This window comes from Desulfosarcina sp. (assembly GCF_041551955.1).
Taxonomy (GTDB): Bacteria; Desulfobacterota; Desulfobacteria; order Desulfobacterales; family Desulfosarcinaceae; genus Desulfosarcina.
Genome location: NZ_JBFELV010000102.1, coordinates 1 through 13,357, shown reverse-complemented (window position 1 = coordinate 13,357; position 13,357 = coordinate 1). Strand labels below are relative to the sequence as shown.

Annotated in this window: 13 protein-coding genes; 4 read left to right on the top strand and 9 right to left on the bottom strand. The window is 57.5% G+C overall.

The window, feature by feature from the left end; all coding sequences use genetic code 11:
- The first annotated feature begins 95 nt into the window (after nucleotides 1-95).
- Nucleotides 96-356, top strand: coding sequence for a hypothetical protein (locus ABYV26_RS10035; protein WP_372680595.1), 261 nt, complete (start codon nucleotides 96-98; stop codon nucleotides 354-356).
- A gap of 171 nt (nucleotides 357-527) precedes the next feature.
- On the opposite strand, the gene ABYV26_RS10030 is transcribed toward ABYV26_RS10035, so the two are convergent.
- The 3 genes from ABYV26_RS10030 to ABYV26_RS10020 all read right to left on the bottom strand — a co-directional run bounded on the left by ABYV26_RS10030 (nucleotide 528) and on the right by ABYV26_RS10020 (nucleotide 2,867).
- Nucleotides 528-1,001, bottom strand: a complete 474-nt coding sequence (locus ABYV26_RS10030) for a DUF1566 domain-containing protein (protein WP_372680593.1) — start codon at nucleotides 999-1,001, stop codon at nucleotides 528-530.
- A gap of 194 nt (nucleotides 1,002-1,195) precedes the next feature.
- The gene (locus tag ABYV26_RS10025; RefSeq protein WP_372680591.1) at nucleotides 1,196-2,275 is read right to left on the bottom strand and encodes an Lrp/AsnC ligand binding domain-containing protein; all 1,080 of its coding nucleotides are present in this window, start codon (nucleotides 2,273-2,275) and stop codon (nucleotides 1,196-1,198) included.
- On the bottom strand, nucleotides 2,268-2,867 hold the full coding sequence (locus ABYV26_RS10020) for a metallophosphoesterase (protein WP_372680589.1): 600 nt from the start codon (nucleotides 2,865-2,867) through the stop codon (nucleotides 2,268-2,270). Before ABYV26_RS10020 ends, ABYV26_RS10025 begins: the two co-directional genes overlap by 8 nt.
- Nucleotides 2,868-2,988: 121 nt before the next feature.
- Here ABYV26_RS10020 and ABYV26_RS10015 point away from each other — a divergent pair, with 121 nt between their 5' ends.
- On the top strand, nucleotides 2,989-3,795 hold the full coding sequence (locus tag ABYV26_RS10015; protein ID WP_372680587.1) for an alpha/beta hydrolase: 807 nt from the start codon (nucleotides 2,989-2,991) through the stop codon (nucleotides 3,793-3,795).
- Nucleotides 3,796-3,906: 111 nt separating this feature from the next.
- Here ABYV26_RS10015 and ABYV26_RS10010 read toward each other — a convergent pair whose 3' ends face one another.
- From ABYV26_RS10010 to ABYV26_RS09995, 4 genes are all read right to left on the bottom strand, one after another.
- On the bottom strand, nucleotides 3,907-4,095 hold the full coding sequence (locus tag ABYV26_RS10010) for a hypothetical protein (RefSeq protein ID WP_372680585.1): 189 nt from the start codon (nucleotides 4,093-4,095) through the stop codon (nucleotides 3,907-3,909).
- A 30-nt stretch (nucleotides 4,096-4,125) separates the two neighbouring features.
- Nucleotides 4,126-4,287, bottom strand: coding sequence for a hypothetical protein (locus ABYV26_RS10005; RefSeq protein ID WP_372680583.1), 162 nt, complete (start codon nucleotides 4,285-4,287; stop codon nucleotides 4,126-4,128).
- Between the two features lie 231 nt (nucleotides 4,288-4,518).
- On the bottom strand, nucleotides 4,519-5,892 hold the full coding sequence (locus tag ABYV26_RS10000) for a PAS domain-containing protein (protein ID WP_372680582.1): 1,374 nt from the start codon (nucleotides 5,890-5,892) through the stop codon (nucleotides 4,519-4,521).
- Between the two features lie 12 nt (nucleotides 5,893-5,904).
- The gene (locus ABYV26_RS09995; protein ID WP_372680580.1) at nucleotides 5,905-6,417 is read right to left on the bottom strand and encodes a gamma carbonic anhydrase family protein; all 513 of its coding nucleotides are present in this window, start codon (nucleotides 6,415-6,417) and stop codon (nucleotides 5,905-5,907) included.
- 241 nt (nucleotides 6,418-6,658) lie between these two features.
- Between ABYV26_RS09995 and ABYV26_RS09990 the strand changes: the two genes are divergently transcribed.
- Together ABYV26_RS09990 and thiL are read left to right on the top strand one after the other, a co-directional pair.
- A complete protein-coding gene (locus tag ABYV26_RS09990) occupies nucleotides 6,659-8,689 on the top strand; it encodes a PAS domain S-box protein (protein WP_372680578.1) in 2,031 nt (676 codons plus the stop codon).
- Nucleotides 8,676-9,653 carry a thiamine-phosphate kinase gene (gene thiL / locus ABYV26_RS09985; RefSeq protein WP_372680576.1) on the top strand — a complete coding sequence of 326 codons (978 nt, stop codon included), beginning with the start codon at nucleotides 8,676-8,678 and terminating at the stop codon, nucleotides 9,651-9,653. The genes ABYV26_RS09990 and thiL overlap by 14 nt, the downstream gene beginning before the upstream one ends.
- A gap of 3 nt (nucleotides 9,654-9,656) precedes the next feature.
- Here the strand turns inward: thiL and ABYV26_RS09980 are convergent, their stop codons facing one another.
- A complete protein-coding gene (locus ABYV26_RS09980) occupies nucleotides 9,657-11,561 on the bottom strand; it encodes an ATP-binding cassette domain-containing protein (protein WP_372680574.1) in 1,905 nt (634 codons plus the stop codon).
- Nucleotides 11,562-12,026: 465 nt separating this feature from the next.
- On the bottom strand, nucleotides 12,027-13,166 hold the full coding sequence (locus tag ABYV26_RS09975; protein WP_372680572.1) for a class I SAM-dependent RNA methyltransferase: 1,140 nt from the start codon (nucleotides 13,164-13,166) through the stop codon (nucleotides 12,027-12,029).
- Between the last annotated feature and the right edge of the window lie 191 nt (nucleotides 13,167-13,357).

The following is a 13,357-nucleotide window of genomic DNA, read 5'->3' as shown; positions in this document are numbered from 1 at the left end:
GATTACGAGAACGCACAGTACCATCAACCGTCGGAGGGCGACCCCGATCCATGGACGTCCCGCAACCCGTATCAGGGTTCTCGAACGCGTCAGCCATGAAACACAGAAAAAAATCGGCTTTGGAGATGCAGCGGATCGTGGCGGACATCCTGTCCGGCATGTCCTTGAAAGAAAAATCCCTCATCGCCCAGATGGACGAGAAAAGCCTGCCCTACCTGCAGTATGCCTTCGATGTGTATATCAGTAAAACCGCCGGCGATGATCAGGAAACCGGCCGGGAAATCATGAAACGGGTCTGGCAGACGCTGCAGGAGACCCACCGGATTCGAATCGTCAGGGAAGGTGAAAAGTCGTGAGCCGTGCGTGGCTGGTTTTCTGGCCGGCAAACGGGCCTATTCACCGATCGGCGGGGGGGGTTAACCGCCTCATCTCAGTTTCTGCCGGGAATGGGGCGGATGGAAATAAATCAACCCGTTCGAGCAAACAGCGCGTCTTTGGTCCGGGGCGCCGATGCGAAGACGGTATGTTTACTTCGCATCGCGCACCGGCAGGACGCGTGTCGGGCCGGAATAGAACTGGCGCAGCCAGTAGACCTCCCCATGGGTGAAGTTAAATCGTGCCGCCTGGTTGCCACGCGTCTCTGCAGCCCAGCAACTCTGAGCGGACGTAGTGATCAGGCGCGTAATTGGGTAACCGTTTTTATTTACTTCTTCAGGATCATACAGGCTTTTAAGTTCAGCGATAGTCGGCATCCGCCAGTCGGTATGTCCCCCGCTGTCGTACTTCTGGCAATAATAGAGGGCGCTCGGCCAGTTGATCGGGCTTCCATTGTCCGTTGCCGCCCACATCAGGCCGGTTCGATTGTCGGTAACCGTGCCGTCAGCATGGTCCACATATCGGTCCAAGGCCATGGCAGGCACAACGAAAAAACCAACCAGCACCAACAAGCCAAAGCACCACACATGCAGGTGATACGCTTTCGTTCCTGGGAAGTTTTCCATTTTCGTCCTCGTGGCGTGAAAGCTTGTCAAGAATGGTTGTTCTTCAGTTTATCCCCCTTCAATCCATGGTCACGGGGATACACACCGGTTGCCTTCCTTCAACCCGGGCATCGGCCCCGGCGAGGATCCGGTTTGCCGGCGGATCGCATCGGGCCTCGGTGAGGGATATCGATACGTGGTCGATAGCAGCTCGCTTATTGCTGAGGTTTCACTCTTGACTCTCCGGGAATCAATGTCTGGGTGGAGAGGATACCGTCGATCTGGCGCACCTTCGAATGGACGAACTGGCCGATCACCTCGGCGTCTGAAGAGAGCAGGTCCCGGGTCAGGGTTATCTTGACCAAAATGTCGATACTACCGTGGATGGAGTGAACCTCCCTGACTTCCGGCAGAGCGAAGAGCTTGTCCACGATCTTCAGTTCCCGCTTCGCTTCCACATTCATGGTGATAAACGCCGTGATACTGCGCAGCATTTCCGGGTAATCCTCTTTGTTCATCGTGGCCATTTCCTCTCTGAATGCCTCCATGTCTCTGGGAATGAGCTTGTCGATGCCGATACCGTAATGGCGCGTACGCCCCTTCTCCCACTGGTGAAATGAGATGTATGCATATAGGTCGTCCAGGGTGCGTCCGGGAAAGGAATCCAGCAGGTTCCCTTTTTGGATGATGCCGGTCATCGGCTGGTAAATCGTCTGGTACCAGTCTTCGGCAGCCTCCTTGATTGTCGCGCCGGGTTTTTCACCCCCGGCGAGATAAGCCCGATGGGTCTCCACCTGCTCGAGCAGGTAGGGGAATTGGCCCACTTCGGAAATGTCCATGGGATGGGTCAATCCGGTCTGCTCCATGAACTCGCTCTTTTCCCGGTAAATGATGTTCTCCAGGGTATTGCTGGAAGGAATGAATTCAACGATCTTGGCCATGATGTCCGAACGGCCGAACTCCTTGGCCGCGGCGATGCGGTGGTTGCCGTCCAGGACGTAGTACTCATCCTTGATTTTGTAGAGCTTGACCGGCGGCAGGGATTTACCTTCCCGCAGGGCCTGCTTGACGCTGATGAGGCGGTCCGGTGGCACGTGATCCTTGATCTTGAACTGGCGATCGAAGTCATGGTACCGCCCCACGCTGCCGACGATCTGCTCCAGCGGCACGCTGCAGATGCCGCGGTCGATGTGATCGAATGCGCCTTCGCACACCTGGTTTTCCCGGAAGCACTTGGCTTCGCTGATGCGGTTGCCGCGCCACAGTTTTTTGATCAGACCGGCAAGACTACTCATGATCCACCTCCAGGACGTGGAAGGCAAAGGTGTTGATCACACGCGTATCGCCCACCAGGGTCACCCGCTGGGACGGGTCGGTGAAGCGGGCGTGAATGTGGCCATGGATAAAATATCGGGGTTTGAATCGGCTGATAAGCTTTAAAAAACTGTCGAAGCCCCGGTGGCAGCGGTCCTCCGCATCGTGAATATGCCTGGGCGGCGCATGGGTAATCACCAGGTCCACCCCGCCTGAGAACCACAGCCCCGGCATCATGCGCCAGATCATCTGGCGCATCTGGTAGTCCCTGTACTGAATCGGCCCCCCGTTGTACCAGCGAGACCCCTCCAGCCCCATCATACGAAGGCCCTTGAAGGTGATCCGCCGCTGGTGAATGTTCACGCAACCCACAGGCGGAGAGCTTTTGTAGCGGATGTCGTGGTTGCCCCGGACGTAATAAAGCGGTGCGTCCAGCTGTTCACGGATGGAGGTAAGATATTCCGGCGGCAAATCACCGCAGCTCAGCACCAGTTCAACATCGTCGAATGAACGGGAGTCAAAGCGTTCGGACAATTCGGGAACCACGATGTCAGAGATGCCAAGGATCTTCATGGACAGTTATTTACCCTTTTCATTGTCAGTTGTAAACGTCCCTTGACGCAGCCGCATCGTATCGACCATATTTACCCGAATTGCAACCCGGTTTATGCCTTCACCGGCAAGGAGGTCACCCATGCCCCGAAAACGCCCGACTGATTATGCAGCCTTGGACAGACCCGAAGTACTGACGTTTCTATTCCATCCGCGCCAAACAACCGGACCTGCGTCCAGCGGGGGAAAATTCCAGGAGATCCTGATCCCGGTGGAAGGCGACGTTCACGTCGGTGCCCGGTTTCACATGGCCCATGCCAAAGGCCCGACCCTTCTTTTTTTTCATGGCAATGGCGAAATCGTTTCCGACTACGACGATATCGGTCCGCTGTTTAATCGGCTGGGCATCAACTTCATGGCCGTGGATTACCGGGGCTACGGCTGTTCCGGCGGCAGTCCGACCGTGTCGGCCATGATGGCCGACTGCCATCGAATACTGGATTTCGCCGAAAAATGGAAAATGGACAACCGGTTCGCCGGTCCGCTGATCGTTATGGGTAGATCCCTGGGAAGCGCGTCCGCCCTGGAGTTGGCCGACGCCAGCGGTGACCGGATAGATGGACTGATCATCGAAAGCGGATTTGCATGGGCAGGGCCGCTGCTGCGGTTGTTGGGCGTGGACCCGGAGCGAATCGGATTCGATGAGGCCAGCGGGTTTGCCAACGTGGACAAAATCAAAACCTTCACCAAGCCGACCGTGATCATTCACGCCGAGTTTGATCACATCATACCCTTTAGCGATGGCCAGGCGCTGTTCGAGGCCAGCGGCGCCGCGGACAAGATGCTGATCAAGGTGCCAGGCGCCAACCACAACGACATCTTCATGCGCGGACTCGATCGCTACCTGGAGGCAATCACCGGCCTGGCGGAAAAACTCTCCAGCGTATGATACGCACCAGATGGTTTCCATCGATTGAGCCGGGCGTTACCTTTTTTCAACAGCCGTTGAGGTCCGGGTGTCTCCTCTTCACCCGGACCTGATCTTTGGTGAATCTTTGCATCATGCCACGGATTCCTTCACCTGAAGGCTCTCCAAACGGGTCATGGCTGCCTGGCTGACGCCTGGATCGTCGTCGTTCTCGGCGATCTGCGCCAGCAGTTTGAGGTCCTTGAGCCGTTCTACCGCCCGTTTGCGCACCTCGGGATTGGAATTCTGCCAGCGGGGGACGAAAATATCGGAAAATTTCATGGCGTTCCTCCTTTGCATTGAAGCGTTGCATCAGGATGTCCCCGTCGCCCCGCTTTCGGGCACGTCGCGCGCATAGGCACGGCCAGCCAGCCAAAGGGGCCCGGGGACAGTTTTCTTGCCGGTCGAGCGCTCCCGGAAAGCCATGGCGGCCTTCCGGGAGCCGGATAGGCACATTTTAATGATTGTCTTCATTGCCGACTTCCTTAGCGTGATCCATCGTCGACGGCGGTGGAACGGCAGGGCACGGGATGCAAGAATCAGCGGGGGCGTTGGCGAGCGCGTACGGAGTGGTTAAATCAGCAGGCAGGCGTCTTGGTCAACTAACTGATTTAGAATTTTAAAAAGATTTTTCGCGGCTGTCAAGGCATGTTTGGTCGATCTTTCCTATGATCATCGGGGTAATTCCCGGCACCACGGCGGTCGTCACAACCCCCCGATCCGCAAAAGCGGTTTTTCCATGGCCATGAGGCAGGTGCGCAGGTTGGCGCCCTTGCGGGTCAACCCCAGTTTCTTGCGGATGTTGACCCGGTGGGTCTCCACGGTCTTGTAGGACACGTTGAGGGCTTCGGCAATCTGCCGGGTGCTGCTGCCTGACTTGACCATGTGGGCGATGTTCAGTTCAGCGGGCGTCAGGTTAATGGCGGGAGACGTCAAGTAGCGACAAAAGGGTGAAACGATGGCATTGAGGTGATTGTCCAAGATCGTGGCCAGGGCCCGGATCTCACGTCCCCGGGATTTGTTGACCAGTTTCTTCAGGTAGGGATGCGCCAGGTCTCTGAGATCGGCCATCATCTTCTCCTCCACCGCGGTCTTCTCCCGTTCCAGTTTCTTCAGCAGGAATCTCAAGGCCGTGTTCAGGTCTTCCAGTTTCGCCGTTTTCAGCTCCAGTTCGGCTTGGTGTTGTTTCAGTAATCGGGTGGCCTTAACCTTCTCCCGGACAACCGCCCTTAGGGCCCTGTTGGCATCGCTGAGTTCGCGGGTGCGTGCATTCACGCGGGTCTCCAGGTCATCGTTGGCCTTTTCCAACGCCATTTCCACCCGGCGGAGTCGGGTGATGTCGGTGGCGCTGCCGATCATGCGCCGCACCCATCCGGTGGCATCACGCGTGGCCTTTCCCCTGATCAGAATCCATCGCACTTGATCATGCTTGTCCAGCACCCGACCCTGGATTTCGAAGCGGGGTATTTGACCTTTGACGTAGGCCCTGGAGTCTTCCATGATTCGAGTCACATCATCGGGGTGGAACAGCGCCGTCAAGGCATCCCAGTGGGTAATTTCCCCCTCATCGAATCCCAGCAGGTTGACCAGGTTGGTATCGATCACCATTTTTCCGGTTCGAAGATCGTGGTCCCAGACACCGGTCTGCCCTGCCTCGGTGGCGATTCGATAGCGCGCTTCCCGATCACGAAGCGTCGTCTCGAGCACTTTCTGGTGGGAGTTGTCGACGATAATGCCCAAAATCCCCGCCGCCTGACCGTCCCGGTATGTCACGGCTGAGTAAAAAAGACCGGGGAACGTGGACCCATCCTTGCGCAGGCACGTGTATTCGGAGTGATAGACGCGCTCCCCCGCCAGGGCCCGGGACAGGTTCGCAAAGGCCCGTTCACGATCCGAAGGAATGATCATGTCCAAGGCATTGGCCCCGGCATCGAAATCAGCCCGACTGTAGCCGAACTGCTCCAGCCCCTTTGCGTTGACGTAGCGAAAGTTACCGCTCGTGTCCATTTCATAGACCGTTTCGGGCAGCAGTTCCGCCAGTTCGCTAAATTGCCGCTCGTTTTTCGTGGCCTTGGCCATGCCATCCTTCCGTCAGATGTTCTGACCCAAGTAGCTACCGGCAAGCTTCAAGTACTGCTCGACCGACCGTTCAAATCGGTCCATGGGCAGGTCGGCCAATTCCTTTTTCACGACGGCCGGTGTGCCGGCGACCAGTTGTCGGGGACCCACCCGGGAACCCTCCCGGACCACGGCACCGGCGGCGATCACGGTCTGTTCCATCACATGGGCATCATTGAGCACGATGGCGCCGATACCCACCAGGCTGCCGGCGTCGATGGTGCATCCGTGGACCACGGCGTTGTGCCCCACGGTAACATGGTGCCCGATGATGGCCGGTTTGCCGAAATCGGTGTGAACCGTGCAGTTGTCCTGAATGTTCGAGTGGGCGCCGATTTTGATCGGCGCCATGTCTCCCCGCAACACCGTATTGAACCAGATGCTGGCATGGTCACCAATGGTGACATCGCCGATCACGACGGCGGTGGGTGCGATAAACACATTTTTCCCGATAGTGGGTACGATCCGGTTATATTCGATAATCATGGTCAGTCAATACTCCTATGGACCGGCATTGGTGGGGTGTATGAATCTGTCGACGCCGGCGAGTCTGGACACCTTATCGTTGAACCGGCCGGTTCCGCAAGTAGAAAACTGCTTTCAGGGATGGGTTGACTTCGCTGATATCGTTGCTCATCTTAAAAGTTCTTGTGGAGGCGTCCGAAAACAGGTTAGGGTTGGACTGACGCCAAAGATGCCGGACTTTTAGTAAAAGCCATCGTTAACCATGATATCGCCTAAAGCATCACCGCCCCGTGCACCGGACGCCGGTTCAATTTCTCTGGCCGACGCCAATTGCATCGTTTTACGCCTGGATGGCCACGGGCGGATAATCTCCCTCAACCCCTTCGGCTTGAATTTTTTCGGCTACCGGGAACCGGAGGTTTTAGGTAGACCGGCCGTGGGAACGATCATCCCGGAAAGAGACGCGACCGGCAACGATCTGCAGGCGATGATCGACGCGCTGCTTCAGCGACCCGACGACTATTCTCACCAGATCAACGAAAATCGTCGCAAAAACGGCGAGCGCATCTGGGTGGTCTGGTCCAACCGGGCCTTTCGGGACGAAACCGGCAAGGTCATCGAACTGTTGTGCGTCGGCAACGACATTTCCGATCGAAAAGCCTTCGAAACGGTATTGGAGGAGGCCAGGCTTCAGTTGACCGCTACGGTCCGGAAACAAAACACCCGCCTCCAGGAAGCCAATGCGCAACTGAGAAAAGAGGTGGAGGAACGAAAGAAAACCCAGCAGGCGCTGGCGGAAAGCCGAGACCGCTACCGGCTGTTCTCCAAAGCCTCGACCGAGGGGATCCTGTTCCACGACAACGGCAGGTTAATCGAGGCCAATGACGCTTTTGCCGATCTGGTCGAGTGTCCGCATGACCAGTTGATCGGTGTCGACATCCTCCGTCAATTTGTTTCAACCGAAGACAGGCGTCGGGTTCAACAGATCATGGCTTTAAACGATGACCGGATTTACGAAATCACTGCCCGCTCGGCCACCGGGCGGATGTTTCCAGTAGAATTGCGCTCCCGGCCCGGGCACCTGGCCGGCCGACCGTGCCGGGTGGTCACCGTGAGGGACATCACCCACCGCAAAAAAACGGAGCGCCAGCTGATCCAGTCCCAGAAAATGGAAGCCGTGGGTAACCTGGCCGGCGGCATCGCCCATGACTTCAACAACATGCTTGCCGGCATTCAAGGCAACGTGGAAATCATACGCCACCAAATTTCTCCCCAGAGCTCGCACCAGAAGCGACTGTCCATCATCAGCCAGATTGTACAACGGGGCGCCAAGCTTTCCGGCCAGCTGCTTGGCTACGCCCGGGGGGGGCAAACGGAATTATCCGAGATCAACCTGAATGGCCTGGTTGAAGATACCCTTGAGATGTTTGGCCACGCTCATGGACAGATCACCATTCAAACCCGCCTCCGTCCGGACACGCCCACGGTCAGCGGTGACCGCACCCAAATCGAACAGGTGCTGCTGAACCTGATGATCAATGCCGCGCATGCCATGCCCGCAGGCGGTCATCTTGTCATCGAAACCCAAGCCACCGCCCTCAACGACAAGGGAAAACGGGAGTATGAGGTCCTCCCCGGCCCCTATGCCTTGCTCTCGGTGCGAGACACGGGCCACGGCATGGATCAGGAGACCCAAAAGCAGATCTTCGAGCCTTTTTTTACCACCAAGGCGCCGGGTCAGGGTACCGGGCTTGGACTGGCCTCCACCTACGGGATCGTCAAGAACCACAACGGGTACATCGACGTTTTCAGTGAACCGGGCAAGGGGTCCCAATTCGACGTGCTGCTGCCAGCGTCCGAGGGCATCGACGATACGACCGCTGTCCATGACCCCATTGCGGAAAAAGGGTCTGAAACCATATTGATCGTGGACGACGAAGCGGAATTTCTCGATGTGGGTCGAGAGATGCTGATGCTTCTGGGATACTCGGTCATCACCGCCGGCCACGGTGATGAGGCAATCGCCCGTTTCGAGGAACAGGACGGAAACGTCAGCCTGGTGATTGTGGACCTGGTCATGCCCGGCGCTGCTGTTGACGCGACGATCCGCCGATTGAAAGAGACCGATCCATCCGTGCGTGTGCTGCTCTCCAGCGGATTCAGTCAGAACGGAGACCTTGCCCGGAAACTGATGCAGGACTGCAACGGGTTCATTCAAAAGCCCTTCCGCCTCGCCGACCTGTCGAAAAAGGTCAGAGATCTCTTGGGAACCGCGCAAGATGAAAATTCATGACATCGGCGGCGAGTTTGCCCTGATCGGCAGACTGGCCAGCCAATCCTCAACCACCCACCCCGACCTGGTGACCGGCATTGGCGACGACGCCGCCGTGATCGGCGGATCCTTCCCGGACGGAGACTATCTGCTCGTCACCACGGACATGCTGGTGGAGGCGTGCCACTTCAGACGCGATTGGGCCACACCGGCACAAGTCGGAATCAAGTCGGTCGCCTGCAATGTCAGCGACATCGCGGCCATGGGCGGCACCCCCACGTTCATGTTTGTCTCCCTGGTCCTGACAGCGGACACCGAGGTGGCCTGGGTTGAAACGCTCTATCAGGGTATGGCCGAGGCCTGCCGACGATACGGCGTGGTGCTTGCCGGGGGAGATACCACCCTCGGTGAGGTGACCGCCGTCAGCATCACCCTGCTGGGCCGGGTGTCTCCGGAGAACCTGCGCCTGAGAAGCCATGCCCGACCCGGAGAACTGCTTTGCGTCACCGGGCCTTTAGGCGGCTCCGCCGCCGGCCTGGCCATGCTGGCGGCCGGATTGGATCCCCCCGATTATTTGAGGGAAAAGCACCTGTCCCCCGGTTGCCGGCTGGATGTCTCACCGGCGATTGCCCCCGTTGCCCGGGCGATGATCGACATCAGCGACGGCCTGGCCGCCGAGGTGAACCATATCTGCGATCAAAGCGGCACCGGGGCCGAAATCATCGCCGCGGACATCCCTATCCATCCGGCCGTGCGCAAGGCGGCCCGGCTGACGGGAAACGACCCGATTGCGTTTGCATTGTCGGGTGGAGAGGATTTCGAACTGCTCTTTTCCATTACACCGGAGAACAAACGACTGCTGGAAGAAAAAGGGATTTCGGTTACGGCAGTCGGACGGGTCACCGAAGGGACGTCAAACCGCGTTCTCACACTCCCCGACGGGAAGCGACGCACGCTTTCCGGCGGATACAACCATTTTTCATAAGCACTATGGCTGAACCTGCGACTCCAGATCTTCCCAGCGATTGAAAGCACTCTCTAGTTCATGCTCCAACGTTTCCAGTTCCTGCTTCACGGCGGTGATGCGTTCAACGTTCTGACGGTAAAAATCGGCGTCGGCCATGATCTGAAACAATTCCTGTTGCCGGGCTTCCAGGGTTTCGATCCGGCCAGGCAGGGACTCCAGCTCACGGTTTTCCATGTAACCGAGCTTCTTCCGGTTGGCCCCCGGCGAGGGAACGGTCTTCTTGGCCCGGTCCGGCGACCGTTTTTCGGGATTGGATGCGGCTGGTTCCCGACGCTGTTTCAACCAGTCGTCGTACCCTCCGGCGTACCCTTCGATTTGGCCGGGCCCTTCGAAGACCATCGTGCTGGTGACGACGTTGTTGACGAATGTGCGGTCGTGGCTCACCAGCAGCACCGTTCCGCTGTAGCCCAGGAGTAGTTCCTCTAACAGTTCCAGGGTTTCCACATCCAAATCGTTGGTGGGCTCGTCCAGCACCAGGACATTGGCGGGTCGGGCGAAGAGTTTGGCCAGCAGCAGGCGGTTTTTCTCGCCGCCGGAAAGCACCCACACGGGCGTGCGGGAGCGTTGTGGAGAGAAAAGAAAGTCCTTCAGGTAGCCGATGACATGGCGGCTTTTTCCGCCGACATCCATCATGTCACCCGCCGGGGAAACATTTTCCTGGACGGTTTGGTTCTCGTCCAATTGTCCGCGCAGTTGATCGAAGTAAATCACTTCCAGATTCGTGCCGCGTTTGATTTGTCCCTGCTGGGGCGACAACTCGCCCAACAGCAGGCGGATCAGGGTCGATTTGCCGGCGCCATTGGGTCCCAGGATGCCGATTCGATCGCCCCGCATGATGGTGCATGACAATCCTTTGACGATGATCCGGTCCCCATAGGCAAAGGTCAGGTCCGTTGTCTCGACGACCGTTTTACCGCTTCGTTCGGCTTCATCCAGGGCCATGCGCGCCCTGCCGGTGGGGTCCCGACGGCTGCGGCGGATCTCGCGAAGCGTTTCCAGTGCGCGCACCCGTCCTTCGTTGCGCGTGCGACGGGCCTTGATGCCCTGACGAATCCAGGCTTCCTCGGCGGACAGCTTTTTATCGAACCGCAGATTGCCCTTCTCTTCGGCATCTAACCGTTCCTGGCTGCGCTTTTCGTAGGTGTCGTAGTCGCACTCCCAGGCGTGCAGGCGTCCCCGGTCGATCTCCACGATGCGGGTGGCCAGGCGGCGGATCATCATGCGATCGTGGGTGATCAACATCAGGGTGCCGCGCCACTTGAGCAGAAACGACTCCAGCCATTCGATGGCCGTCATGTCCAAGTGGTTGGTGGGTTCGTCCAGCAGCAAAATGTCGGGTCGCCCCACCAGCGCGGCAGCCAACAGCACCTGCCGCTTCATGCCGGCAGACAAAGTGCTCACCTCAGCATCTGCCGCCAGATTCATCTGAGAAATGATGTGCGCCACCTGCTGCCGGACTTGCCAGCCGTCTTCGCTGTCAATGGTCTGCTGCAGGGCCATCATCTTTTTCGCTACATCATCGGCCGCGCTGCCGGCTGCATCGTTCAGATCACACAAGCGGCGATAGGCCGCCAGACGTTTTCCCTTCGGGCCTATTCCCCGGCAGATGACATCGAACACCGTTCCGTGAAGGTCGGGGGCGACGCCTTGGGCCAGGCTGCTCACCGTGACACCCTGGGACCGCATCACCTCTCCACGATCCGGCGGCAGGCTGCCGCCGATAATGTTCATGAGGGTGGTTTTGCCCCCACCGTTTCTTCCCAGCAGGCAGATGCGCTCACCGGACGCCACCGTCAGGCTCACCCGGTCCAGCAACGGTTCCGCGCCGAAGCTGATGCAAATATCACGAAGGGTAATCAGGGCCATTTTTATGCCGATAATACCTATTTGGGAAGAGCTGGAAAAAACAAATTACAACATACAAATCTCAAACAAATCCCAAATTTCAATATCCAAATCAATGTCGCTAACTGAAGAAAATTTCAAATTGGGAGAATCCATCGCTATCGAAATCGACCAATACGGCCATGGAGTTGATTCCGATAGCGATTCCGACCCCGACAGGGCCGTTTTTAGACCACCGAAGGATTAAGTTAATGACATTGATATCCAAATCTCAAAATGGCATTGACCAACGGCGACTGTCATTTTGATTTCTCAACTATTAATGAGTGGAATCTCGGTTCATCAAAATAATAAGGTTTGGAATTTAGAATTTGGCTATTGTGATTTGCTTGTCATTTGGTTTTTGGCTATTGTTATTTATTGGTCATCCATCCTTACCATTTCCTGACATCGAAAACAGGCATTGAAGGAATTGGATACTCATCTTTAGTACATTTCATACTTGACCAATCGTCCATCCAGTCCGCCGTTTCTCAACGGTTTTTTCCAGGCGGGTTTCAACCCGATGCGCTTGATCATCTCCCGGTTGCCGAAATAGATATAGGCTTGAGAGCCTTTGCAGCGTTGCTTTAAAAAATCGCCCAGCTGCCGGTAAAAGTCGTCCAGGCCGTCCTGACGCTTCATGCGGATGCCGTATGGCGGGTTGCACAGGATGATCCGGTTCTCCAACCCTTGGATTTGCCTGAAATCCATTCTCAATACGCTGACCGAGCGTGCATGGGGAACCATCTTACAGTTGGCCCGGGTCGCCGACACCGCCTGAGTATCGATGTCGCTGGCGTAAATGAGGCGGTCCTCCAGCTTACGAATCCGGCTGTCCGCCTGGTCCTTGACCATTTTCCATACCTGGGGATCGAAATCGGGAAGCTGTTGAAAACCAAAACGATGGCGAAGAAAACCGGCAGGGATGCGGCAAAAGGACATGGCCGCTTCAATAATCAGGGTACCGGCGCCGCACATGGGATCCGCCAAAGGCCTCCGGCCATCCCATCCGGAGAGGCGTACCATGGCGGCTGCTATCGTCTCCTGCATGGGGGCGTCGACACTGCGGGTCCGGTATCCCCGACGGTGCAAGCTGCCGCCGGAGGTATCGACGCTGATGGTTCCCCGATCCTTCTCCACATAAAGGTTGATCCACAGGTCGGGCGTTCGCGGATCGACGTTGGGTCGTTTCCCGAATGCATCCCGGAACTGGTCGGCGACCGCGTCCTTGAGTTTCAACCCGGCAAACTGCGAATGGGGCACGGTACTGCCGGCAGTGCTGGCAAAAACGGCAAAGGTTTGATCCAAACGAAAAAAACGTGCCCAGTCGATGCGTCGGGCCGCCCGGTAGATGGCTGCAGCGTCCGGGCAGGCAAACGACAGTATGGGTGAAAGGACACGACTGCTCAACCGGGCGCAGTAATTGATGCGGTAGAGTGATGAACGATCGGCCTTGAAGTGGATGCCGCGGCGAACCGGGCGGGCGTCGACCGCACCCAATTCGGCCAGTTCGGCAGCCCCGGCCGCTTCCAGGCCGTCGGCAATCTGGGCAAAATAGGTATTATGAGACTGATCGTCTGCCATGGATGGGCCACCTGCGGGGCCGTTCAGCGGAATCGATGAGATCGGTCATTGGGTTGATCATGCCGTCGCGCGGGGTTATGCAGAAGATGTCCGTCGCGGTTTACCGGATGAAGTACGCTTTGGGCGGCCGCCGCGCTGGCGGTATGGTCGCTTGGCCCCGTCCCCCTGACGCGGTCGCGGCCGCCTTTTTT

Coding starts and splice junctions, on each gene's coding strand:
- ABYV26_RS10030 (WP_372680593.1), bottom strand. CDS start 1,001: ATGGAAAACTTCCCAGGAACGAAAGCGTATCACCTGCATGTGTGGTGC.
- ABYV26_RS10005 (WP_372680583.1), bottom strand. CDS start 4,287: ATGAAGACAATCATTAAAATGTGCCTATCCGGCTCCCGGAAGGCCGCC.
- ABYV26_RS10020 (WP_372680589.1), bottom strand. CDS start 2,867: ATGAAGATCCTTGGCATCTCTGACATCGTGGTTCCCGAATTGTCCGAA.
- ABYV26_RS10000 (WP_372680582.1), bottom strand. CDS start 5,892: ATGGCCAAGGCCACGAAAAACGAGCGGCAATTTAGCGAACTGGCGGAA.
- ABYV26_RS10010 (WP_372680585.1), bottom strand. CDS start 4,095: ATGAAATTTTCCGATATTTTCGTCCCCCGCTGGCAGAATTCCAATCCC.
- ABYV26_RS10035 (WP_372680595.1), top strand. CDS start 96: ATGAAACACAGAAAAAAATCGGCTTTGGAGATGCAGCGGATCGTGGCG.
- ABYV26_RS10025 (WP_372680591.1), bottom strand. CDS start 2,275: ATGAGTAGTCTTGCCGGTCTGATCAAAAAACTGTGGCGCGGCAACCGC.
- ABYV26_RS09995 (WP_372680580.1), bottom strand. CDS start 6,417: ATGATTATCGAATATAACCGGATCGTACCCACTATCGGGAAAAATGTG.
- ABYV26_RS10015 (WP_372680587.1), top strand. CDS start 2,989: ATGCCCCGAAAACGCCCGACTGATTATGCAGCCTTGGACAGACCCGAA.
- ABYV26_RS09975 (WP_372680572.1), bottom strand. CDS start 13,166: ATGGCAGACGATCAGTCTCATAATACCTATTTTGCCCAGATTGCCGAC.
- ABYV26_RS09990 (WP_372680578.1), top strand. CDS start 6,659: ATGATATCGCCTAAAGCATCACCGCCCCGTGCACCGGACGCCGGTTCA.
- thiL (WP_372680576.1), top strand. CDS start 8,676: ATGAAAATTCATGACATCGGCGGCGAGTTTGCCCTGATCGGCAGACTG.
- ABYV26_RS09980 (WP_372680574.1), bottom strand. CDS start 11,561: ATGGCCCTGATTACCCTTCGTGATATTTGCATCAGCTTCGGCGCGGAA.